This is a genomic window from Pantoea sp. Taur (assembly GCF_009830025.1).
Taxonomy (GTDB): Bacteria; Pseudomonadota; Gammaproteobacteria; order Enterobacterales; family Enterobacteriaceae; genus Pantoea; species Pantoea communis.
In genome coordinates this window covers 55,255-78,334 of the sequence record NZ_SZZZ01000010.1, presented here as the reverse complement: position 1 = coordinate 78,334, position 23,080 = coordinate 55,255, and the positions used below count along the sequence as shown (strand labels likewise).

Below are 23,080 nucleotides of genomic sequence, written 5' to 3'. Positions count from 1 at the left end.
GGATTAGCCTCTTTTTTTTAGGGAGCCAAGAGATGACCAAGCAGCCCGATGACTGGCTCGACAATGTGCCAGATAATCAAAACGAAGAAGATGAAGACGAAGAGATTATCTGGGTCAGCAAAAGCGAAATTAAACGCGACGCCGAAGAGCTGAAACGCCTGGGCGCCGAGTTAGTTGATCTGGGGAAAAACTCCCTCGACAAAATTCCACTCGACGATGATCTGCGTGCCGCCATTGAGCTGGCACAGCGTATTAAAAAGGAAGGCCGTCGCCGCCAGTTGCAGCTGATCGGTAAGATGTTGCGCGCGCGCGATGAAGATCCGATTCGTCAGGCACTGGATAAGCTGAAGAACCGCCATAACCAGCAGGTTGCGCTGTTCCATAAACTCGAGCAACTGCGCGATCGCATGATCGAGAAAGGCGATGATGCTATCGCAGAAGTGATTAATCTCTATCCGCAGGCCGATCGCCAGCAGCTGCGCACCATGATCCGTAATGCGCAGAAAGAGAAAGCCGCTAACAAACCACCGAAAGCCACCCGTCAGATCTTCCAGTATCTGCGCGAGCTGGCAGAGGCGTGAGTTTACCGCGTGCATAAAAAGGGTCGCCAGTGGGCGACCCTTTTTAGTTTGGGCAAATAACAGAGCGTCATCAAACCCAGTGGCAACCCCGATTAAAGGGTCGCCACGCCATCAACGTCCCAATCTCTCCAGCAGTTTCTGGTGAATGCCACCAAACCCGCCGTTACTCATCACCAGAATGGAATCACCTGGCTGGGCTTCTTTTGCCACCATTTCCACCAGCGTATCGATATCCGCGCTCCACTTCGCCGGCTGGATGCAGGCTTCCGCGACATCAGACACCTGCCATGGAATGTGGTGCGGCTGGAACAGGAACACGCTATCGGCGCGACCCAGAGAGGGGGCCAGCTCGTTTTTGCTCACGCCCATCTTCATGGTGTTGGATCGCGGCTCCAGTACCGCCAGAATACGCGCGGTACCACCGACTTTGCTGCGCAGCGCCGCCAGCGTGGCCAGAATCGCGGTGGGGTGATGGGCAAAATCGTCATACACCTTGATGGCATTCACTTCACCACGCAGCTCAAGACGACGACGCGCATTGATAAAGCTGCTCAATGCCTCACCGGCATCCACCGGTTTCACCCCGACGTGACGCGCGGCCGCAATCGCCATCAGGCCATTGTGCATGTTGTGCTCGCCGACCAGCGCCCAGTTCACTTCACCGACTTTCTCGCCGTCCAGCCAGATTTCCCAGTGGGAGGAGTCCGGCGTCAGCTTTTTCGCCTGCCAGTGACCGTTGTCGCCGACGGTTTCCTGCTCGCTCCAGCAGCCCATCGCCATCACTTGCTTGAGATTGTTATCGTGCTCCGGCAGCAGGATTTTGCCCTGGCCCGGCACGATGCGAATCAGATGATGGAACTGCTTCTGGATCGCGCGCAGATCGTCAAAGATATCGGCGTGATCGAATTCGAGATTGTTGAGGATCAGCGTGCGCGGGCAGTAGTGGACAAATTTGGAACGCTTGTCGAAGAACGCGCTGTCGTATTCATCCGCCTCAATCACAAAGAATGGACTTTTTCCTAATTTTGCCGAAACCTCGAAGTTTCCTGGCACCCCACCGATGATAAAGCCCGGTTCAAGGCCACAGGCCTCCAGAATCCACGCTGCCATGCCTGCGGTAGTGGTTTTGCCATGGGTTCCGGCCACGGCCAGTACCCAGCGGTCACGCAGCACGAAATCGTGCAGCCACTGCGGGCCAGAGAGGTACGGAATGTTACGTTCCAGTACCGCTTCCACACACGGATTACCGCGCGTCATGGCGTTGCCAATGATCACCAGATCCGGCTGCGGCTCAAGCTGACTGGCGTCATAACCTTCAGTCAATTCAATGCCTTGCTGTTCCAGCAAGGTGCTCATCGGCGGGTAGACATTGGCGTCAGAGCCGGTCACTTCATGCCCTAGCGAACGGGCCAGCATTGCCAGTCCGCCCATGAAAGTGCCACAAATCCCAAGGATGTGAATACGCATAAAGAGATCCATTACTCAAAAGTTCGGCGCACAGTGTAACCCCGAGCAGAGTGGGAAGAAACGGATTAGGACTATGGTTTTTAAAGTTCAATCGGCTAAACTGCGCTCATACGTTGGTAGCGTGTTAAAGCTGCTGCCACTCCATCGTAGATTCAGGGAATGTGTTATGAAAACGTTAGGCGAATTCATCGTCGAGAAGCAACACGACTTTCCACACGCCACAGGTGAACTGACGGCGCTGATTTCCTCCATTAAGCTCGGAGCCAAGATTATCCACCGCGACATCAACAAAGCGGGTCTGGTGGATATCCTCGGTGCCAGCGGCGTGGAAAACGTGCAGGGCGAACAGCAGATGAAGCTGGACCTCTTCGCGAATGAAAAACTGAAAGCTGCCCTGAAAGCGCGTGGAGTGGTTGCCGGTATCGCTTCCGAAGAAGAAGATGAGTTTGTCATCTTTGAAGGCTCAGAAGACGGTAAATACGTGGTGTTGATGGATCCGCTGGACGGCTCTTCCAACATCGACGTGAACGTTTCCGTCGGCACCATCTTCTCCATCTACCACCGCATCAGTGAGCCGGGTACGCCGATCACCGAAGCTGACTTTATGCAGCCGGGCAACAAGCAGGTTGCGGCCGGTTACGTGGTTTACGGTTCTTCCACCATGATGGTTTACACCACCGGTGTGGGCGTGCATGCGTTTACTTACGATCCGTCACTGGGCGTGTTCTGTCTGAGCCATGAGCGCATGACCTTCCCGGAGAAAGGCTACACCTACTCCATCAACGAAGGTAACTACATTCGCTTCCCGCAGGGCGTGAAGAAATACCTGAAGTTCTGTCAGGAAGAGGATATCGCCACCAAGCGTCCGTACACCTCGCGTTATATCGGTTCACTGGTGGCAGACTTCCACCGTAACCTGCTGAAAGGCGGTATCTACCTCTACCCAAGCACCGCTAGTCACCCGAAAGGCAAACTGCGTCTGCTATATGAGTGCAACCCAATGGCATTCCTGGCGGAACAAGCCGGCGGCAAAGCCAGCGATGGTGCCAACCGTATCCTCGACATCCAGCCTGAAACCCTGCACCAGCGTTGCCCGTTCTTCTGCGGTAACGATGCGATGGTGGATGACGTTGAGCGCTTTATGCGTGAGTTCCCGGACAGCCACGAATAAGCTGATGTGATTTGAAAAAGCCCGCCAATAATGAGCGGGCTTTTTATTAGGTTATTTTCGCCGCTTTGCTTGCCGATCAATCAATTCACCCTGCGCGGAGTAGTAGCGGCTAGGCCAGATTTCATCCGGTGCGATGCCAATCGCTTCGGCAATCAGCCATTCGCCCCTGGGCCAGGGCCGGATTAAGGCATTGCCCAAAGTGGTCGAACACAACCCCGCCTCACGTGATACGGCGGCTAATGAAGTCCCTCTCTTGCGTAAGGCGGCAATAATATCGGCCTGATGCCAGTCCTGCTTGCTTTCACCCACGTCACTCTCCTTAGTTCTCGTTATAGGTTGCCATAACGATACTACGTTACTCGTAGTATCTGACAAGCAGCAAATCTACGATTCTCGTAGGCATGAAACCGACCTCTTCCCTGCAAAAAACCTTCTGTAGACGCCTGAAACAGGTGCGTCTGGTGAAGGGTTTTTCGCAAAAAGGGTTAGGGATTGCCGCTGGCATTGAAGAATTTTCCGCCAGTGCGCGCATCAATCGTTATGAAGTCGGTGTGCATCAGCCCGATTTACTGACGCTGCAACTGCTGGCGAAAGCGCTGGAGATCCCCGCCGCCTATTTTCTGGCAGAAGATGACCAATTAGCAGACATGATCCTGCGCTTTGCTGAAGAGATAAGTAGCAACGCGCCATAAGCACGTTGCACCTGTTTTTACGCGGCGACCACGCGGAACTGCGCCATTGATTCCTGCAACTGCTGTGACTGCGCTTCCAGTGACTGCGTGGCGGCGCTGGCTTCTTCCACCAGCGCGGCGTTTTGCTGCGCGGCTTCATCCATCTGCGTCACCGCCTGATTCACCTGCTCAATCCCACGGCTCTGCTCTTCCGAGGCAATAGAGATCTCTTTCATCAGTGAGGTCACACGCATCACTTCGCTGGAGATTTCATCCATGGTTTCACCGGCGCGTGTCGCCATATCGCTGCCCTCCTTGACGCGCGTCTGCGATTCACTGATCAACTCACGAATCTCTTTAGCGGCGGTCGCACTGCGGCCAGCCAGCGTACGCACTTCGTTAGCGACCACGGCAAAGCCTCGGCCCTGCTCGCCAGCACGCGCGGCTTCCACCGAGGCGTTCAGCGCGAGGATATTGGTCTGGAAGGCGATACCATCAATCACGCTGAGGATGTCGCCGATGCGGTTAGAGCTTTGGGTGATCTCCTGCATCTTCTCCATCACGTAACCCACCACCTCTGCGCCACGATCGGCGCTGGTCGATACATTGCTGGCCAACTGATTGGCCTGCTGAGCGTTACTGGCGTTAAGACGGACGGTGGCGGTCAGCTGCTCCATGCTGGCGGCAGTTTGCTCCAGCGAAGCAGCGGACTCTTCGGTGCGCTGCGACAGATGCACAGTGCCCGCCGCCAGTTCACGGCTGCCCACATCAATCTGCATGCTGGCTTCACGCACCTGACTCACCGAATCACGCAACGCCAGCTGCATATCGGAAAGGGCCTGATTCAGGCGACCAATTTCATTTTTGCCTGCGGCAGGTAAAGGCTGCGAGAGATCGCCCGCCGCAATCTGTTCCAGATGCACGATTGCGTTGTCCAGAGGACGCAGCAGCGAGCGACGCAACAACTGCCAGGCCAGTACGATCAGCAGCAGTGTCAGTACCATCACCACGCCAATCATCACCTTCATCCGGACTTCGTTGTCAGCCGCCTGCTTGAGGCGTGCCGCAGAGACTTCATCGGCGTAAATACTGAAATCATTCACCGCCTTCGAATAGTTTGCTGCCAGCTGTGATTGTTTGCCTTCCAGCACCTGATAGTACTCATCGGTATACTGTTTTTTTAAGGCATCCATCATGGGCGTGATGCCTTCTTTATCGTAGACGTTGTAGGTCGCCACAATCGCATCGGCCAGAGTTTTACCATGCGCTGTTACGGTGCCTGCATCGACAAATGCTTTGAGGAACTGGTGAGAACTGTCCACTGCGGCTTGCGCCTGCTGCGTGACTTTGGCGCCGTCATCCAACAGACCAATTTCGATCTTACGAACGGCCAGCGCCGCATTGGCGCGGGCGCGCATTAAATCTGAACGGCTTTGGTAGAGCTTATTGAGTTCAATCCCCTGAATGCGGTTCAGCGCATCCAGAGATTGATTTCCAGCATTAATGGCATAGATGCCCATGGCGCTGACGGCTAACAGCATCACCGTCATGATGGCCAACAACGCAAGTAAAGCGGTACGTATTGATAGTTGTCTGATCATGATCATTCCCGTGTGTATGAAAAGGCAGAACTCCACTGGCCCTAAAACGGAGAGATTATCGGCAGCTGGGCGCAGAAACTTTATCCAATGTTGATGGTCAATCTGCCGACGTTCGCTTACCCTTCAGCTTTTCTGAAGTCCGCTGCGCAAAAATGAAGGAATGAAATGATGAAAAAGTGGCTCCCGATTGCCTGTCTGTTCGCCAGTAGTATGGCTATGGCGCAGACGCATCCGCTCGACCAGCAGCTGCAACAGTGTCTGGACAAGGAATCCAGCACCGCAGGCATGTCTCAGTGCTACGGCAGCGCCAATAAGGCCTGGGATAAAGAGATGAATACGCAGTACAACCAGATAATGAAAAAATTAACTGGCGAACCTAAAGACAAATTACGTGCTGCCCAACGCGCGTGGCTGGCCTATCGCGATAGCTGGATCGAGGCCAGCCGCAGCTATTTTGTGAGTCGCCAGGGCAGCATGGCAGCCCTTTCCATCGGGGCTCAGGGCGTTAATCTGGTGCGGAATCAGGCTTTAATGTTGCAATCAATGAACAAAGGCAGTTGCGCCAATCCCGATGATTGTTGATAAATGGTGGCGTTAAAAAAACGTCAGCGCAGGCACTGACCTGCGCATCCATCCATCTTCAGGGAGAAAACATGGCTGCTTATGCCTCTACCATCATTCTGGTCTGCCTCGCCGTCCTGAGCTATTTCGTTCATAACAGTGCCGTTACCATTTCCATTCTGATCCTGCTCGCCATCAAGCTGACACCGCTGTCGCAGTTCTTCCCGTATGTGGAAAAACAGGGCATTCAGATCGGTATTATTATTCTAACTGTCGCAGTGATGGCACCACTGGCAAGTGGGACGCTGCCCGCTTCATCCTTGCTGAAGTCATTTGCTAACTGGCAATCGATCGTGGCGATCATTGTCGGGGTGTTTGTTGCCTGGCTGGGCGGGCGCGGCGTCAGTTTTATGAGCGTGCAGCCTTCAGTGATTGGTGGATTGTTAATCGGCACCGTGATTGGCGTGGCTTTTTTCCGTGGTGTGCCGGTCGGACCACTGATTGCTGCAGGGATTGTCTCGCTGTTTGTCACCGCGAAGTAGGCCGTTGGAGCATTCCGAAACGCCAAAAAGGGGGCATACTTTCAGAGTCAGTTGGCTATAATAGCCGTCACTCAACATACGACCAATGAAGGAAAGCCAGATGAGTTTGAACCAGGTGCCTGCAGGTAAAGAACTGCCAGAAGATATCTATGTCGTTATCGAGATCCCAGCTAACGCCGATCCGATCAAATATGAAGTGGACAAAGAGTCTGGCGCCCTGTTTGTAGACCGTTTCATGTCTACCGCCATGTTCTATCCGTGCAACTACGGTTACATCAACCACACCCTGTCTCTGGATGGTGATCCGGTTGACGTGCTGGTACCAACCCCGTATCCGCTGGTGCCGGGCTCAGTGATTCGCTGCCGTCCAGTTGGCGTGCTGAAAATGACCGACGAGTCTGGCGAAGATGCCAAACTGGTTGCGGTTCCGCACACCAAACTGAGCAAAGAATACGATCACATCAAAGATGTGAACGACCTGCCAGAACTGCTGAAAGCGCAGATCACCCACTTCTTCGAGCACTACAAAGATCTGGAAAAAGGCAAATGGGTAAAAGTTGACGGCTGGGACAACGCTGAAGCGGCCAAAGCTGAAATCATCTCTTCTTACGAGCGCGCACAGAAGAAATAATCTTCTCTGCCTCGCAAGCATAAAAAAACACCGTCCAATGGACGGTGTTTTTATTTATGCCTCGGGTGCGTCGTCGCGCTTTAGCCAGTCACCGCTCGCAATGCGGGTGCGACCCGCAATCGAACGCTGATAGACATACAGCCAGGCACTGCCGTAAGGCGTCTGGATGAGTTGGCGTTTGTACTCGCCATTCTTGGTGCGCAAGGCATCGAGTTCGCCCAGCGTGCTGGCGTCGATGCGATACACTTCGCAGAAGACGGTTCCCTCATCTTCAACGACGCCCGGGTAGTGACCCAGATTGTAGAGCGCAAACCCTTCAATCTGATGGTCGCCGAGCCATTGCGCATTCGTCATCCAGTGACTGTTTCCCTGTTTGCGCCGTAAACTGCCGTAGACAATTATTCGCATTGCTAAAACTCAAACTGATAGAGCAAATCCAGTGCCTGATCGAGACCGGACACGGCTTCCAAATAGAGTTTGGGCATCAGGCGGTAACGCAAGGTTAACGTCGCCAGTGAATCAAATATGCCAACACCGTATTTTACTTGTAGACCCGGCAGTACATAACCGCTCACCTGCACCTGCTGGCTGTCGCCTACACCGGTGGTATCAAGCGCGAGGTTACTGACGCCGAATGTCTCGCCGATTTTACCCATAACCTGACCACTTTGTGCAACCCCTAACCCCACAAGTGCTGAAGTTAATGCATTACTGTCGCCATCACTGCTGAGTCCCTGACCGCGTAATAAGTAAGAAAGCGCTTCCTGCTGCGACATGGCGGGGTCAGAGAACACCTCGACTTTCGGCTCATCGGCCAGGCCGGTGACGCGAATACCGGCGGTGACATCATCTTCGGTGGCTTCCGGGTTACGTATCGCTTCAAGGTTAACGTACGGCTGATCTGGCGGCCCGGCAAACTGCAACTCGCCTTTACGCACAATCAGATCCTGCCCGTAAGCGTGGAAGCGGCCATCAGGAATATTGATCTGTCCGTTTAAGCCCAGACCGGTTTTATCCTGCACCAGTTTAAGATCGCCATTCAGCTTGGCTTTTAGACCAAAGGCTGACAGCCGCACATCGTTACCGACATGGATCACCAGGTTGCTGTTGATCGGAATGGCGGCGGTCTTCGGTTGAATCGGCTTGAGATCTTTATCCAGCATCACCTCATCCGAGGAGACGCCAGTGGCGCTTTCCGGCACTTCCTGCACCGTGATGCGCGCCCACGGAATATCCACTTTGCCATCCAGATTGAAGGCGGCTGGCGTGGCTTCAAACACCAGGTCTGGCGAGACATCCATACGCACCATCGGTGGCACGGTGACACGAATACGGTTGCCCTGCGCGGTGATGCGCGCACGCCAGTTATCCAGCTGGCTCCAGTCGGCATTGCCGCCCAGATTGAGGTTGCCCTGCGTCGTCTGTAACAGGCCGTTAAGCGTCGAACTCATGCCATTGAACACCATGTTCAGATTGGCGGAGGTGAGTGTGACCGGCATAAAGCTGGCCTGCACGTTGACATCGCTCAACCCCAACTGGCCAAACACCTGCGGCTGTTGCAGTGTGCCGCCCAGACGCAAGTTGCTATTGAGGTTGCCTTTAATCTTTTCACCCTGCATCAACGCCGGATTGAACATCGCCAGCGACAGATTGCTGATACCAATATTACCTGACAGCTGGCGACGGGTTTGCGGATCGGCAATCTGCACATTACCGCTCAGCTGGCCGTTGTTGACGATGTGAATCAGCCAATCGAGTTGGGCACGACCGTTGCGCATCGCGGCATTCAGGTTAAGCGTGTCAAAGGCGATCGGCAGCGTGTTGCCCTGCACGTCTTGTTCGACTTTCACGCCGTTACCTTTCAGCGAGACCGTACCGGTTGGCAGCGCGCCGTCGGCGGTCCAGTTCACACGCGCATCCCCACTGAATACGCCATTAAGCTTGGTGGCATCCGTGAGGAAAGGTTTGATCATCGCCAGATCAAAGCGGTTCAGCACCACATGGGCGTGACCGCTGGCCCCGGCTTCAATCGGCTCCGGTACACACAGCTGGGCATTCGGGTTCTGCCAGCAGTGTGGCCCGATAGTGGCGGTCTGCTTAGTGTTGAGGTAATCAATCGCCATCGCACGCGTCAGACGCCATTCGCCCACCGGGGTATCAAAGTGGGTGTTGTTGAGATTGCCCTGCCAGCGTTCAGTTTTGCGATCAAAGCTGCCGTTGAGTGCCAACTGGCCGGAGACCGGCTCGCCCTGCACGTTCAGCTTGAGCTGATGCTGCTTCTCGTTGCCGTCCGCATTCAGCGTCAACATATTGATCTTCAGCGCGTCCTGTTGCAGTTGCTCAACGCGCAGCTGCAGCTTACCGGCGATCTGATCGCTGGATTTCACATCTCCTTCCAGCGCCACACGACGAATCTGCAGTTGCTGCCAGCGCAAGCCGGTTGCAGTGAGATCGGCCAGCAGCTGCGGTGCCTGCAAGGTGCCGCGTGCTTTTACCGTGCCTTTCGCCACGCCGCCGAGTCCCGGCAGTGCGTTATCCAGGTGCGGCGCATCAATATTGGCATCCAGGTTGAGCTTGTCGCCCAGTTCACCTTTCACGTCCAAATGGTTGCGGCCCAGCGCGATGTTAATGCCCGGGATTTTCCACTGGTTATAGCTGTTGCCGGTGAGTGAGCCATTGGCGCTGACGGCGTTCTGCTTCACGTTCCCTTTCAGCTCCAGCTGCGGCACGCTGAGCTGCCAACTGCCGCCGTACAGGCTGCCACGTGTGGCAATTTTGCCGTCGAGTTTGGCAGGCCAGTCCGGGTACTGTTTGGCGGTGTTGATGCCGGAGAGCGTCAGTTCACTGCGCCAGCTAATGGCTTTGCTCCAGTCCACCAGCGCGGTTAAATCGACATTGCCCTGCAGTGCCGCCACGCGCAGCTTGTCCAGACTGAACTGCTGCACGTTGCCTTTGCCGTCGAGCGAGATGGTCGCCGGCGGCACCGCTTCGCCTTTCACGGCGGTACGCAGCGACATCACGTAGTCGGTGGCTTTGCCTTTGAACTGATAATCGAGGTTATCCGCCTGATACTGCACCGGGCCGGTGAGCGGCCAGCGCAATTCCGGGCTGGTGAGTTTCAGTGACAGTGGCAGACCCGCCACCGCCGGTTGTGCTGCGGCATCCAACTGTGCGCGGACCGGGCCCGAGAGATTCAGCCCCAGCTTCAGTTCTTCACGCATCGCACCGCTAAGGTTCATTTTGATCTTCTCGCCCTTGATCGGATCGAGATTCAGCGATCCATTCAGCGAAAAATTCACTGGCCAGTTATCCGCCAGTTGCGCATCACCGCTGGCATTCACCTGCCCTTGCGGTGAATCGATGTCAAAGGTTTCTAACTGAAGATGGCGGTCAGCGGTTTTGGCTTTCAGCAACAGACGGGTAATCGACACATCGGTATCGCCGGTCAGAAGCAGCTGTTCGCCGAGCAGCTCCTGAACGGTAATATCCAGCGGCAGCTGGAAGTCAGGCAGTTCGGGTAACAGCGGTTTGGCAAACATCTCTTGCAGCGTTTCACCCAAGGGTTTCTCATCCGGCTGCGGCTGTTGCACTTTCGGCTGCACCACTTGCTCATCAACCACTTTCGCCGCCTTCGGCAGCGCTATTAGCAGGCTTTGAATATGCGTTGGGGTTAACGTCAGCGCGCGACCCTGCCAGTTGAGGCCGGTGGTGAAGTCCAGCAGCGAGATGGATGTGTCATCCACTTTGACGTTGATGTTATGCAGCCCGACCTTGCTGAGCGTTATCGGATACGGCGTGGTCAGGTTGGTGCTACCGCTCTCTTCCTGCGGCGGTGGTGCAGCGGCCGGGGCCATTTTCTTGCTGTCGACCACCACGCTGACATCCTGCAAGCCGATGTCATTCACGCACACCGACGAGTGCAGCAGGCAGTTCAGGTTGAGCGCCAAATGGAAGCGTCCCGCATCCACGCTGACGCCCGGCATCTCATACTTCACCCCACTCAGCGTCAGATCGCGCCAGCCACCTTCGACTTTGTTTATAGATAAACCAGGCACCCAGCGATCGGCACCTTTCAGCACCAGATGCAATCCGGGTGTGGTGCCAATCAGAAACGCCACGCTGCCAAACAGCACCACCAGAAAAATACCGAATCCAATCAGGACCTTTTTCCACAGCTTCATAGTTCAGGCCCCAGTCCTACATAGAATTGCAAACCATGTTCCTTGTCATCGCCAATCGGCCGTGCGATATCAAATTTGATTGGCCCGACCGGAGAAGCCCAGCGCACGCCAATACCAGCACCGGTTTTAAAATCACTCTGTTTGATGTCGTTTACCGCTTCACCGGAATCGACAAACACCGCGCCCCACCACTTGCCGGTCACGTTGTATTGATACTCCAGCGAGCCGGTGGCCATTTTGGAGGCACCGGTCAGCTTGCCGTCACTGTCGCGTGGCGAGACATCTTTGTATTTATAGCCGCGAATACTGCGGTCGCCCCCGGCGAAGAAGCGCAGATCCGGCGGAACTTTGTCGAAGTCGTTGGTCTCGATCCAGCCCAGGTTACCGCGTACCACAAAGCGATTTTTCTCGCCCAGCATACGGATCCAGACGTTTTGCGCCTGCAGGATCAGGAAGTCGACATCCGATCCCCAGGTGGTATCGGAGACATCGACGGAATAACGCTGCGAATCGCCCCAGGTCGGCATCAAGCCACCGCGCGAACGCGTGCGGCTCAAACTCACGCCCGGATAGAGCAGCATGGTGGTGTTGGTGACACTGCCTTGGGTGAAGTGATCGAGACTCCATTTCAGGTTTACCGCGCGCTGCCAGCCGGAGCTGCTGTCCCAGTTACGCGACACGCCCAGCGTGGTGGTATCGGCTTTGGTGTCGTTGAGATCGGTACGCTTCAAACCACCGGAGAAGGTGTAATACTGCTCCAGCGGGCTTTTCAGCAAGGGCACTTTATAGCTGAGATCGAGCTGTTGTTCAGGTGCGGAAATATAGGAGCTGGCGGTGAGGCTATGACCGCTGCTGTTGATCCACGGCTTTTTCCACGTGCCTTTCAGGCGCGGGCCGACATCGGTGGAATAGCCGACACCGGCTTCGATGGTGTTTTCAACGCGTGGCGAAACGGCGGCATTCAGCGGTAGCACTTTGGTCTGGCGACCTTTGTCGAATTCCGGGGCAACGACCACCGAGTTAAACCAGCCCGTGGCTGACAAGCGGCGGTTCAGTTCCGCTAAATCGCGCGAGCTGTAGGGATCGCCCTTTTTGAACGGCACCAGATTACGCAGATAGGCTTCGTTGATTTGCGAGCCCTGGAAGCTGACATCGCCAAAACGGTAGCGCGGACCACTGTCGTAATCGATATCCCAGAATGCTTCGCGTCTTTCGACCGAAACGCCAAGCTGGCTTTGCTTAAAGTCACCGTCGAAGTAACCATTACGCAGTGCCAGGCTGGAGAAGCCATTTTTAAATGTGTCGTATTCGCCGTGATTGAGTTGGGTGCCGACTTTCGGCGTGCCCTGCTTCACCCAGGCTTTATAATCATCATCGTTTTTCGCCGCACCTTCGACCACGATATGACTGCCACCGATTTTCACTGGTTCGCCCGGCTTAACGTGGGCGATCAGCACCGGTCGACCGCCCTGCGGCGGCGCGGGACGTGATTCGAAATCGATTTCGGGTTCGTAATAACCGAGTGCCCGCAAGCCTTCTTTAATCGCCTGCGAGACACGCGCCTGGAAGCGCCCATCACTCGACACTTCGTCACTTCCAATGGTGGACAGGCGCGCCCTGACGTTCTTCTGTAAATCCCCGGTTAGCCCTTCAAGCTGCAAGCGCACTTTCGCTGCCTCAACGGCAGGTGCAGCAAGCAACAGGCTGGCCAAACAATAAATATGCAATCGCGGCACGCGTACTCCTGTTAATAATGCCTGCCCCTTATTCCGCAGGGGCGTTATTTCTCATCGGAGGCTATCACCACCACTCGCTTACCCATCAGCATAGCCGCTCTTTTCGGCGGATGGCTGAGGAAAAATGGTCACTAAGCCAAATCATTTCCTATTGTCGGTAAATGGGGGTGGCGATACAACACCGAAGCCGCACTTCTGCGACTGTGCGTCGCGCACTCGGATTATTCCGACCTCCTTGTGCGCGCCTCTGGCGGCGGCATAAGCGCTGCTGCTATAATCAGCACCCAGCAGGCATGACCTGCTTTCCTTTCTGCCCCGACGTTAACGTTCCTTGTCGAAATGGCGCAGACATTTTTGGCACGGATAGCCCTGTATGACAGGCGAATACTGGATGTTCTCCTGCGCTGCCCAGGCCAAAAATGACAAGTGATTAACCCAACGGATCTTTTATGCTCGATAGCTTACTTGTCATTCTTTTACTGATTGTGATCAGTTCATTCTTTTCTCTTTCTGAGATCTCGCTGGCGGCTGCCCGTAAGATCAAACTTAAACTGCTGGCCGATGAAGGCAACATCAATGCGCAGCGCGTGCTGAAAATGCAGGAACAGCCTGGCATGTTCTTCACCGTGGTGCAGATTGGCCTCAATGCCGTGGCCATCCTCGGTGGTATTGTCGGCGATGCCGCGTTTTCCCCCGCCTTCAGCAGTTTATTTAGCCGCTTTATGGCCCCTGAACTGGCCGATCAGCTCAGCTTTATCTGTTCCTTCACCGTGGTCACCAGCCTGTTTATTTTGTTTGCCGATTTAACGCCGAAGCGTGTGGGGATGATCGCGCCGGAAGCGGTGGCGCTGCGCATCATCAATCCGATGCGCTTCTGCTTGCTGGTGATGCGTCCGCTGGTGTGGCTGTTTAACGGGCTGGCCAACGTGTTTTTCCGCATCTTCAAGCTGCCGATGGTGCGTAAAGACGACATCACCTCCGACGATATTTACGCGGTGGTGGAAGCCGGTGCACTGGCTGGGGTGCTGCGTAAGCAGGAACACGAACTGATCGAAAACGTGTTTGAGCTGGAATCGCGTACCGTGCCGTCTTCGATGACGTCACGCGAGAACGTGGTGTGGTTTGATCTGCACGAAGATGAAAACAGCCTCAAAACCAAAATCGCCCAGCATCCGCACTCTAAATTTCTGGTATGTGATGGCGACATCGATCATATCGTCGGTTATGTCGATTCCAAAGAGCTGCTGCTGCGCGTGCTGGGCAATCAGAGCCTAACCCTGAGCAGCGGCGTGCAGATTCGCTCTGCGCTGATTGTGCCGGACACATTAACGCTCTCTGAAGCGCTGGAAAGCTTTAAAACCGCGGGCGAAGACTTCGCGGTAATCATGAACGAATACGCGCTGGTGGTGGGGATCATTACCCTCAACGACGTGATGACCACGCTGATGGGTGATTTGGTTGGCCAGGGTCAGGAAGAGCAGATTGTGGCGCGTGATGAGAACTCATGGCTGGTTGAAGGCGGCACACCGATTGATGACGTGATGCGCGTGCTGGATATCGATGATTTCCCACAGTCCGGCAACTATGAAACCATTGGTGGTTTTATGATGTACATGCTGCGCAAAATCCCGAAACGTACCGATTTCGTCAAGTTCTCAGGTTACAAGTTTGAAGTAGTAGATATCGACAGTTATCGCATCGATCAGCTGCTGGTGACGCGTATTGACGATCGTCCGCCGGTGCTGAGTGTGACGAAGAGCGCGACTGATGAGCTGGAGTCGCCATAGTACCGGGCGGCAGAAAAAAACAAGGCGCGATTTCTCGCGCCGCTACTGAGGGCGCCTAATTGCATGGCGCCCTTTCTTTTTACTGCTTAGTTGTACTCGGCTTGCAAACGCAGGACCTGGCGGTTGATCTCGGACATCACGCTAAGGTGCTGTTTATCTTTGACGCGGGGCAACATCACTTTGCCTTTATCGAACTCAAACGCGCCAACATCCTTGATATACAACCTTCCTTTAAAAAGCGTTTTTACGTATTTCGCAATTTGCAGCGGATTATAGCGCTGGAAGATTTTCATACTGCCTAACTCCTGAACAGATGTACTACGCTTCGTCGTTGCCAAATCCGGTACGAACCCATGAAGCGCAAATGAGGCATAACTATAGAACACCAATCGTTACGTATGTTCCGAAAAGGTGAATTTTTTACTGAATTGACACATTATTACAGAACACTCTGTTATGCCGTTCACAAAACCCAGTATAAACCTTCACTCATTAAGGAATTGTGGCGTGGGTTGCAAAGCTGTTAACTCATCGCGACAGGCGCATCATCCACACCTAATATTGCAAAAACATGAATAACTGGTCGGATCACTAAGGAGTATCACCATGCGTTTGGCACACTCTGTGTTAGCCCTGGCACTGCTGGTTCCCAGCCTTGTCTCAGCCCATGCTTTTAAGATCGGCGATCGTGTTCCGCCAGTGGGCGTGAGCGACAGAGGCGAACTGCTTTATCAACAAGATAAGTTTAGCTACCAACCGTGGAATAGCGCGCAGCTGAGTGGAAAAGTGCGTGTCATCTTACATATTGCCGGGCGTTCTTCGGCCAAAGAACAGAATGCCGCGCTGATTGAAGCGATCAAAGCGGCGAAATTCCCGCATGACCGTTACCAGACGACCACCATTGTGAACACCGACGATGCGATTCCCGGCACGGGGATGTTTGTGCGCAGCAGTATTGATAGCAACAAGCAGCAATATCCGTGGTCGCAATTTATCGTCGACAGCAACGGCAACGTGCGTAAGGTCTGGCAGCTGGAGAAAGGCGGTTCAACTATTGTGGTGCTGGATAAGACCGGACATGTGCGATATGCCAAAGAGGGTGCACTTACGCAGGATGAAGTGCAGCAGGCGATGACGTTGATTCGTGAGTTGTTGCAGTAAAAACGGAGGTCGCCATTAATGGCGACCCTGTGTTGCCCGGCTTGTGTTCTATATTCATCCCGGAATGAATAGCGAAAACACAGGCTGCGAATTTCTCTGTTCATCCCGGAATGAGCAACGAAAACACAGACTGCTTTCGCAAGGTGCGCGTCAGGAACTAAAACAGCGAGACGCGGAAACCCGGATTCAGGAAGGATTCGCGCGGCGTGTAGTCGAGAGTTTTACCCTGCCAGTCATGCACGTGGGCTCCCGCCGCAATCGCCACCGCGTGACCTGCTCCGGTATCCCAAATGTTGGTTGGCCCAAAACGCGGATAGAGCTGCGCTTTACCTTCCGCCACCAGACAGAATTTCAGTGAAGAGCCAATTGCCGTGGTTTGATGTTCGCCTAACTGCGTCAGATACTCTTTCAGCTCTTCATCTTTATCTGCATGCGAACGGCTGACAACCACCAGCAGTGGACGCGCCTCGCGCGCCTGAATCTGCGTTTTATGGCCGCCCTCTTCTTTCCAGGCTTTGCCTTCAGCGGCCGAATACATCACACCCAACGCGGGCGCATAGACCACACCTAACACCGGTTTGCCGTTTTCAATCAGGGCAATATTGACAGTGAATTCACCGTTGCGCTTGATGAACTCTTTGGTGCCATCCAGCGGATCCACCAGCCAATATTTTTTCCAGTTCTGGCGCACAGCCCAGCTCGGCGGATCTTCCTCTGATAACACCGGCACTTCTGGGGAGAGCGCGGCCAACCCTTCCACGATGACTTTGTGCGCCGCGAGATCGGCAGCCGTGACCGGCGAATCATCTGACTTGCGCGTCACATCCATCGGCTGCTCACCCGCATAGACATGCATAATCGCATCGCCTGCTTCACGCGCCAGTTGGCTAATTTTATCTAACATTATTCACCTCTTTTCCGCTGATTCTGCCTGTCAGACATCAACAGCTCACCTCTACACATTTTAGCAGTTGTGTTCCCATGCTTTGCGGCTGAACTGTCTGAAACGGCAATCTATATGATTATCAATACCATAGTTCAAGGTTGGCGGCTATGGCGTGATACTGAATCCCTTTTTAGCGGACAGCGAAGCCTGCTGATGCGTGAAAGTCTGAGACACATCACAAATTGAAATGATAATTCGTCATTGTTTTACATTATTTTGAGAGGCCCATTAGATCAGACAAGGAGCAACTCATGTTCAAAGCGAGCATGTCGTTACTGGCGCTGTGTGTGACGGCGGCCACGGTGCAAGCCGCTACAGTGGATCTGCGCATTCTGGAAACCACCGATCTGCACAGTAATATGATGGATTTCGATTACTACAAAGACACACCAACTGAGAAATTTGGCCTGGTGCGCACCGCCACACTGATTCAACAGGCACGCGCAGAAGCAAAAAACAGTGTGCTGGTCGATAACGGCGACATCATTCAGGGCAGCCCGCTGGGCGATTACATGGCCGCTAAGGGGCTGAAAAAAGGCGATGTGCATCCGGTATATAAAGCGATGAACACGCTGGATTACGCAGTAGGCAACTTAGGCAATCACGAATTCAATTACGGCTTACCCTATCTGCAGAAAGCGATTGCCGGGGCACGCTTTCCCTATGTGAATGCCAACATTATCGATGAAAAAAGCGGAAAACCGCTGTTTAACCCCTATCTCATCAAAGAAACCACCGTTACCGACCGCAGCGGTAACCCGCATCGCTTAAAAATTGGCTACATCGGCTTCGTTCCACCGCAGATTATGGTGTGGGATCGCAACAATCTGCAGGGCAAAGTGCGCGTTGATGACATCACGGAAACAGCGAAGCGCTATGTGCCGGAAATGCGCGCAAAAGGTGCTGAAATAATCATCGCCATTCCGCACTCAGGTCTAAGCAGTGAGCCTTATCACGCCATGGCAGAGAATTCCGTCTACTACCTCAGCCAGGTGCCGGGCATCAACGCTATTATGTTTGGTCACGCGCATGCGGTGTTCCCGAGCAAAGAGTTTGCCGCCATTAAAGGAGCTGATATTGCACAAGGCACGTTAAACGGTGTTCCTTCGGTGATGCCTGGCATGTGGGGCGATCACCTCGGCGTGGTCGATCTGGTGCTAAATAATGAAGGCGGCAAGTGGCAGGTCACGCAGGGCAAGGCTGAAGCGCGGCCCATTTACGATCCGGTTGCTAAAAAATCACTGGCCGCAGAAGACAGCGGTCTGGTGAAAGTGCTGGAGCAGGATCACCGTGCCACGCGTGAGTTTGTTGCTAAGCCGATCGGTAAATCCGCCGATGTGATGTACAGCTATCTGTCGTTGGTGCAGGACGATCCCACTGTGCAGATCGTCAATAATGCGCAGCGCGCCTATGTTGAGCACTTTATTCAGGGCGATCCCGATCTTGGTCGCCTGCCAGTGCTTTCCGCTGCCGCACCGTTTAAAGCAGGTGGCCGTAAAAACGATCCCGCCAGCTACACCGAAGTAGAGAAAGGTGAACTGACCTTCCGCAATGCCGCCGACCTGTATCTTTATCCGAATACCCTGGTGGTGATGAAAGTCACCGGTGCGCAGGTGAAGGAGTGGCTGGAATGCTCAGCCGCGCAGTTTAATCAGATCGATCCCCACAGCAGTAAACCGCAAGCGCTAATTAACTGGGATTTCCGCACCTATAACTTCGACGTGATTGATGGCGTCGATTACCAAATCGATGTGACGCAGCCTGCACGCTATGACGGCGAATGTACGTTGATTAACAAAGACGCTTCACGCATTAAGGATCTGACATGGCAGGGTAAGCCCATCGACCCTAATGCGGTATTCCTCGTCGCCACCAACAACTATCGTGCTTACGGCGGGAAGTTTGCCGGCACCGGCGATAAATACGTGGCGTTTGCTTCACCAGATGAGAACCGTTCGGTGGTCGCGGCTTATATCAGCAGCGAAACCAAAGTACACGGCGACGTGAAACCGCAGGCCGATCATAACTGGCGTTTAGCGCCGATTCACAGTGATACGCCGCTGGATATTCGCTTTGAAACGGCACCGGGCGAGAAAGCCACGCAGTTTATTGAGAAGTACGCTGATTATCCGATGAAAGCCGTGGGCAGTGACGAGATCGGTTTTGCGATTTGGCGGGTGGATTTGCAGAAGCAGTAAGGCTATAGCCGGGCTGCCAAATGAATAGATGGCACCCGGCTTTGATGCATCACCGCGAGCACAATAATTCCCTGTTGGATTGTCTGGTAATAAATCATATGACTCACAAAGGGAAAGCTGAGAACACCTTCGGCGAGATCGGACGCTCTGCTGATCCCCATCGTCGGTAGTTCAGACAGCGTGTGCAATGTGCGCTGCAAACGTCTCAAGTATTGATGAGATTGCGCTTCGCCCCAGTGCTGCAAGGTGAACTGACGAATATCGACAAGATCCTGCCGCGCTTCATCCGTGAGCTGAAATTTGGCCATTTAATCCAGTAGTTGATTGAAAAATGTTTCACCGTCGGTCAGTCGTCCGTTGGCAACGTCTTCCCTGGCTCGGGCAATTTTTTCCTGCAAAAACTGCTGCTTCATGAGTTCAATTGCCTGAAACTCTTCAGCAGATATGACAACAGCGACAGGTTTTCCGTTCCGACTGATTTGTACCGGTTCACGCTGAGCTTTGAGAAGCATATCCCCAAATTGCGTTTTAGCTTCGTTGGCAGACAGTAGATACATTTCGCACCTTCCGCTTAAATCGTTCGATTCCCTCATTGTATTAGCCAATCGGGTAAAGATCAGCCAGATTTACAAACAAAAAAACCGGCATTTACGCCGGTTTTAATGAATTGCTGAATGCTTACAGAATTTCCAGCAGCTCGACTTCGAACACCAGGGTGCTGAATGGCGGGATGGATGCGCCAGCACCGCGTTCGCCGTAGGCAAGGTTTTGTGGAATCACTAATTCCCACTTAGAACCGACTGGCATCAGGGTCAGCGCTTCAATCCAGCCAGCAATAACGCCGCTTACCGGGAATTCAGCCGGTTCGCCACGTGCCACTGAGCTATCAAATACCGTACCGTCGATCAGTTTGCCTGTGTAGTGTACACGGACACGATCCTGACGTGATGGGATTGGGCCATCGCCTTGAGCGATGACGCTGAACTGCAGACCAGATTCCGTGCTGCTCACGCCTTCACGCTGCGCATTCTGCTCCAGGAATTTATGGCCTTCAGCCGCCATGGCTTCCACACGCTCACGGCGAACGCCTTCTGCACGTTCGTGCACTTCACGCAGCGCGCGATGTACCACATCAACAGGCACAGCCGGTGAGTTCCCTTCCAGCGCATCGCGCAGACCTGCGAGTAGTGCTTCCGGCTGCAGACCCTGCAGTCCAGATTCCTGCAGCTGCTGGCCGACCTGTAAACCGATACCGTAACTTGCTTGTGATTCGACGCTGTCGAATGAAGGGGTGGTCATCTTGATTCCTTAATCCCGGAGAAAATAGAAACGGCAGCATAACAGCGCAGGCGGCTGGCGTAAAATCTGCAGCGCCGCAGATGACATTTCTCAGCGAAAGAGAAACAATACGCAGGTCAAATTTTTCAATGCTGGCAGGCACTTCGCGCCCGCATTGCCCATACTATAGCTGTGGCAACGTTTTCGTCGTACAGCGCTAAGAAAGAGAGAATACATGGGCCAGATTGCCCCACGACGCCGCAGGACGCGCGCACCGCGTGCTTTTACTTTATCGAGGTTGCAACGTTGGCTGCCGCAATTTCCGCGCAAGGCCGCCAGCGAGGAGGATTCACGAATGGCTTCTGATACCCCTTCCCGCGTTCCCGCCGTGATGCTGCGCGTCTGGCATCTACTGGATGATGTGCGCTGGATGAACCCGCTACCGGCCTTCCATCGCCGTGGCATTGTGATTGCCTTGCTGGTTCTGCTATTAGCGTTTCTGTGGCCAAGCAGTACGCCGCAATATCCGATTGAGCGCCCGGCAGATAACAGCAGCAAAGAGGTGCCGTTGCAGGCGGAGATTTACGACAACAAGCAGCCGCAGAACACCCAACCGAAAACCGATTCTCAGGGTGAGTGGCACAACTACACGGTGGCATCAGGTCAGACGCTGGCACAGTTGTTCCGCGACAATAATCTGCCGGTGAATGATGTGTTCGCGATGGCACGCGTCGAGGGTGACGATCAGCCGCTTAGCGCATTGAAGAATGGCCAGCAGGTGAAAGTTCGTCAGAACGCGCAAGGCGTGGTGACAGGATTAACGGTGGATGGCAGCAACGGCCCGGTGTTATTTACTCGCCAGCCAGACGGCAGCTTTATCCGCGCTCAGTAAATCGCAGATACAAAAACGCCGGCACATGGCCGGCGTTTTCGCGTTACCGAGTAAAAAATTACTCAGCCACTACATTCACAACTAGTTTAGCGAATACTTCGCTGTGAACCTGGAAGTCAACTTCGTGCTCACCGGTAGAACGCAGAACGCCGTTTGGCAGACGCACTTCGCTCTTAGCCACTTCAACGCCAGCTGCAGTCACTGCATCAGCGATGTCGCGGGTACCGATTGAACCGAACAGTTTACCTTCGTCGCCTGATTTAGACGCGATGGTAACGGTGCCCAGTGCGTTGATTTTCTCTGCACGTGCGTTAGCAGCAGCCAGAACGTCAGCCAGTTTGGCTTCCAGTTCAGCGCGACGCGCTTCGAAGAACTCAACGTTTTTCTTGGTAGCAGGAACAGCTTTGCCCTGTGGAACCAGGAAGTTACGAGCGTAGCCCGCTTTAACGTTAACCTGATCACCCAGGCTGCCCAGGTTTGCTACTTTATCAAGCAGAATAACTTGCATTACCTTATCCTCTTAAAGTCGTTAATGGACAACTACCAATTACTGATGACGATCAGTGTATGGCAGCAGGGACAGGTAGCGAGCGCGCTTGATGCAACGAGCGAGCTGACGCTGGTATTTTGCACGAGTACCGGTGATACGGCTCGGGACAATTTTACCGCTTTCGGTAATGTAGTTTTTCAGTGTAGCGATATCTTTGTAATCAATCTCTACAACGCCTTCCGCGGTGAAACGGCAGAATTTGCGACGACGGAAATAACGTGCCATTTGGCTAGTCTCCAGAATCTATCAATTCAATCTGCTCGGCATGTAACACCATTCTGCTCTGACCATTGCGTGCCTGATGGCAGCTAATGAAACCTTCGAGAACGAGTTGCGTACCGACCGTTATATGTTGAGTAATCACCTGATGGGTGCTGCCGCTGATAATCACCGGCATCTGACACCAGGCTTGCCGGTGAAAACCGGCTTCCTCCTGCACAGAACGGTGCTCAAGCACGAACTGGCAGTGAGGAATCCCTGACGGACTGACTTTTCGAACTGGCGTCTTGCACACAGTGCCTGACAGGCGCAGTCGATTTGCCGTCATGTCGGATTACTCTTCAGAATCCCCAGCATCTGAGTCATCTGATGATTCGTTAGCGAAGTCTTCGCGACGATCACGACGCTCATCTTTCGCTTTAACCATCGGAGATGCTTCAGTTACCGCGTGCTTAACGCGCATAACCATGCTGCGGATAACGGCGTCGTTGAAGCGGAAGTTAGTTTCCAGCTCGTCAATCACTTCCTGCGGTGCTTCTACGTTCAGCAGAACATAGTGAGCTTTGTGCAGTTTGTTGATTGGGTAAGCCAGCTGACGGCGGCCCCAGTCTTCCAGACGGTGAATCGTGCCCTGTGCACCGGTGATAGCACCAGTGTAACGCTCGATCATACCTGGAACCTGTTCGCTCTGGTCAGGATGGACCATAAATACGATTTCGTAATGACGCATCGATAGCTCCTTACGGATTATTCAGCCTCCTGTCGGGGTCAGCTGCGGCCCATGGAAGCAAGGAACGTTATAGGTTGTGAATCATTTAAATGAAACACACCTCTGAATGCAGCTGAAAAATTGACGCGTAATCATACTGGCGTCCCCCTGGAAACTCAAGCGCACAATTCATCAAAT

Annotated in this window: 25 protein-coding genes; 10 read left to right on the top strand and 15 right to left on the bottom strand. The window is 53.9% G+C overall.

All coding sequences use genetic code 11. The features are described from left to right. Positions 1–32: 32 nt before the first annotated feature. Positions 33–581 carry a ribosome biogenesis factor YjgA gene (gene yjgA / locus FD744_RS14850; RefSeq protein WP_160868591.1) on the top strand — a complete coding sequence of 183 codons (549 nt, stop codon included), beginning with the start codon at positions 33–35 and terminating at the stop codon, positions 579–581. Positions 582–692: 111 nt separating this feature from the next. Here the strand turns inward: yjgA and mpl are convergent, their stop codons facing one another. Continuing rightward, positions 693–2,048 carry a UDP-N-acetylmuramate:L-alanyl-gamma-D-glutamyl-meso-diaminopimelate ligase gene (mpl, locus tag FD744_RS14845; protein ID WP_160868590.1) on the bottom strand — a complete coding sequence of 452 codons (1,356 nt, stop codon included), beginning with the start codon at positions 2,046–2,048 and terminating at the stop codon, positions 693–695. Positions 2,049–2,214: 166 nt separating this feature from the next. Between mpl and fbp the strand changes: the two genes are divergently transcribed. Further along, complete coding sequence (gene fbp, locus FD744_RS14840) at positions 2,215–3,219, top strand: class 1 fructose-bisphosphatase (RefSeq protein WP_034829242.1); 1,005 nt, start codon at positions 2,215–2,217, stop codon at positions 3,217–3,219. Between the two features lie 51 nt (positions 3,220–3,270). On the opposite strand, the gene FD744_RS14835 is transcribed toward fbp, so the two are convergent. Further along, entirely contained in the window at positions 3,271–3,528 is a 258-nt protein-coding gene (locus FD744_RS14835) for a helix-turn-helix transcriptional regulator (protein WP_034829244.1), read from the bottom strand. A 92-nt stretch (positions 3,529–3,620) separates the two neighbouring features. On the opposite strand from FD744_RS14835, the gene FD744_RS14830 reads away from it, so the two are divergent. After that, positions 3,621–3,911 (top strand): helix-turn-helix domain-containing protein, encoded by a 291-nt coding sequence (locus FD744_RS14830; protein WP_097119505.1) that lies wholly within the window; start codon positions 3,621–3,623, stop codon positions 3,909–3,911. Between the two features lie 17 nt (positions 3,912–3,928). On the opposite strand, the gene FD744_RS14825 is transcribed toward FD744_RS14830, so the two are convergent. Then, positions 3,929–5,488 (bottom strand): methyl-accepting chemotaxis protein, encoded by a 1,560-nt coding sequence (locus FD744_RS14825; protein ID WP_160868639.1) that lies wholly within the window; start codon positions 5,486–5,488, stop codon positions 3,929–3,931. A gap of 171 nt (positions 5,489–5,659) precedes the next feature. Here FD744_RS14825 and FD744_RS14820 point away from each other — a divergent pair, with 171 nt between their 5' ends. From FD744_RS14820 to ppa, 3 genes are all read left to right on the top strand, one after another. Then, on the top strand, positions 5,660–6,073 hold the full coding sequence (locus FD744_RS14820; protein ID WP_160868589.1) for a lysozyme inhibitor LprI family protein: 414 nt from the start codon (positions 5,660–5,662) through the stop codon (positions 6,071–6,073). A 71-nt stretch (positions 6,074–6,144) separates the two neighbouring features. Beyond that, positions 6,145–6,594 (top strand): DUF441 domain-containing protein, encoded by a 450-nt coding sequence (locus FD744_RS14815; RefSeq protein WP_038644476.1) that lies wholly within the window; start codon positions 6,145–6,147, stop codon positions 6,592–6,594. Positions 6,595–6,694: 100 nt separating this feature from the next. Continuing rightward, positions 6,695–7,225 (top strand): inorganic diphosphatase, encoded by a 531-nt coding sequence (gene ppa / locus FD744_RS14810; RefSeq protein ID WP_034829250.1) that lies wholly within the window; start codon positions 6,695–6,697, stop codon positions 7,223–7,225. Between the two features lie 54 nt (positions 7,226–7,279). Here the strand turns inward: ppa and FD744_RS14805 are convergent, their stop codons facing one another. The 3 genes from FD744_RS14805 to FD744_RS14795 are packed head-to-tail and all read right to left on the bottom strand — an operon-like array spanning position 7,280 to position 13,142. Then, the gene (locus FD744_RS14805) at positions 7,280–7,633 is read right to left on the bottom strand and encodes a gamma-glutamylcyclotransferase (RefSeq protein WP_034829253.1); all 354 of its coding nucleotides are present in this window, start codon (positions 7,631–7,633) and stop codon (positions 7,280–7,282) included. A 2-nt stretch (positions 7,634–7,635) separates the two neighbouring features. Beyond that, positions 7,636–11,406, bottom strand: a complete 3,771-nt coding sequence (locus tag FD744_RS14800; protein ID WP_160868588.1) for a translocation/assembly module TamB domain-containing protein — start codon at positions 11,404–11,406, stop codon at positions 7,636–7,638. Beyond that, the gene (locus tag FD744_RS14795) at positions 11,403–13,142 is read right to left on the bottom strand and encodes an autotransporter assembly complex family protein (protein WP_160868587.1); all 1,740 of its coding nucleotides are present in this window, start codon (positions 13,140–13,142) and stop codon (positions 11,403–11,405) included. The genes FD744_RS14800 and FD744_RS14795 overlap by 4 nt, the downstream gene beginning before the upstream one ends. Before the next feature lie 449 nt (positions 13,143–13,591). On the opposite strand from FD744_RS14795, the gene FD744_RS14790 reads away from it, so the two are divergent. Then, on the top strand, positions 13,592–14,929 hold the full coding sequence (locus FD744_RS14790) for a hemolysin family protein (protein ID WP_034829259.1): 1,338 nt from the start codon (positions 13,592–13,594) through the stop codon (positions 14,927–14,929). 86 nt (positions 14,930–15,015) lie between these two features. On the opposite strand, the gene FD744_RS14785 is transcribed toward FD744_RS14790, so the two are convergent. Then, on the bottom strand, positions 15,016–15,222 hold the full coding sequence (locus tag FD744_RS14785) for a DUF1107 domain-containing protein (RefSeq protein ID WP_031280153.1): 207 nt from the start codon (positions 15,220–15,222) through the stop codon (positions 15,016–15,018). A gap of 313 nt (positions 15,223–15,535) precedes the next feature. On the opposite strand from FD744_RS14785, the gene FD744_RS14780 reads away from it, so the two are divergent. Further along, complete coding sequence (locus FD744_RS14780; protein ID WP_160868586.1) at positions 15,536–16,090, top strand: YtfJ family protein; 555 nt, start codon at positions 15,536–15,538, stop codon at positions 16,088–16,090. 157 nt (positions 16,091–16,247) lie between these two features. On the opposite strand, the gene cysQ is transcribed toward FD744_RS14780, so the two are convergent. Then, a complete protein-coding gene (gene cysQ, locus FD744_RS14775) occupies positions 16,248–16,994 on the bottom strand; it encodes a 3'(2'),5'-bisphosphate nucleotidase CysQ (RefSeq protein ID WP_160868585.1) in 747 nt (248 codons plus the stop codon). 293 nt (positions 16,995–17,287) lie between these two features. Between cysQ and FD744_RS14770 the strand changes: the two genes are divergently transcribed. Beyond that, positions 17,288–19,234, top strand: coding sequence for a bifunctional 2',3'-cyclic-nucleotide 2'-phosphodiesterase/3'-nucleotidase (locus tag FD744_RS14770; RefSeq protein ID WP_160868584.1), 1,947 nt, complete (start codon positions 17,288–17,290; stop codon positions 19,232–19,234). A gap of 2 nt (positions 19,235–19,236) precedes the next feature. Here FD744_RS14770 and FD744_RS14765 read toward each other — a convergent pair whose 3' ends face one another. The 3 genes from FD744_RS14765 to fklB all read right to left on the bottom strand — a co-directional run bounded on the left by FD744_RS14765 (position 19,237) and on the right by fklB (position 20,533). Next, positions 19,237–19,542 carry a type II toxin-antitoxin system RelE/ParE family toxin gene (locus tag FD744_RS14765; protein ID WP_100703288.1) on the bottom strand — a complete coding sequence of 102 codons (306 nt, stop codon included), beginning with the start codon at positions 19,540–19,542 and terminating at the stop codon, positions 19,237–19,239. Then, entirely contained in the window at positions 19,543–19,791 is a 249-nt protein-coding gene (locus FD744_RS14760) for a type II toxin-antitoxin system Phd/YefM family antitoxin (protein ID WP_038644444.1), read from the bottom strand. Positions 19,792–19,912: 121 nt separating this feature from the next. After that, entirely contained in the window at positions 19,913–20,533 is a 621-nt protein-coding gene (gene fklB / locus FD744_RS14755; RefSeq protein WP_038644441.1) for an FKBP-type peptidyl-prolyl cis-trans isomerase, read from the bottom strand. Positions 20,534–20,747: 214 nt separating this feature from the next. Between fklB and FD744_RS14750 the strand changes: the two genes are divergently transcribed. Then, on the top strand, positions 20,748–21,404 hold the full coding sequence (locus FD744_RS14750) for a LysM-like peptidoglycan-binding domain-containing protein (RefSeq protein WP_160868583.1): 657 nt from the start codon (positions 20,748–20,750) through the stop codon (positions 21,402–21,404). Positions 21,405–21,462: 58 nt separating this feature from the next. Here the strand turns inward: FD744_RS14750 and rplI are convergent, their stop codons facing one another. Genes rplI through rpsF form a run of 4 tightly spaced genes read right to left on the bottom strand, consistent with a single transcriptional unit; the run spans position 21,463 to position 22,903 of the window. Continuing rightward, positions 21,463–21,912 carry a 50S ribosomal protein L9 gene (rplI, locus tag FD744_RS14745; protein ID WP_034829315.1) on the bottom strand — a complete coding sequence of 150 codons (450 nt, stop codon included), beginning with the start codon at positions 21,910–21,912 and terminating at the stop codon, positions 21,463–21,465. A 39-nt stretch (positions 21,913–21,951) separates the two neighbouring features. Continuing rightward, positions 21,952–22,179, bottom strand: a complete 228-nt coding sequence (gene rpsR, locus FD744_RS14740) for a 30S ribosomal protein S18 (RefSeq protein WP_002210155.1) — start codon at positions 22,177–22,179, stop codon at positions 21,952–21,954. Positions 22,180–22,183: 4 nt separating this feature from the next. After that, on the bottom strand, positions 22,184–22,501 hold the full coding sequence (gene priB, locus FD744_RS14735) for a primosomal replication protein N (protein WP_034829319.1): 318 nt from the start codon (positions 22,499–22,501) through the stop codon (positions 22,184–22,186). A 6-nt stretch (positions 22,502–22,507) separates the two neighbouring features. Beyond that, positions 22,508–22,903: a 30S ribosomal protein S6 gene (rpsF, locus tag FD744_RS14730; protein WP_034829324.1), complete on the bottom strand. Its 396-nt coding sequence runs from the start codon at positions 22,901–22,903 to the stop codon at positions 22,508–22,510. Positions 22,904–23,080 lie beyond the last annotated feature (177 nt).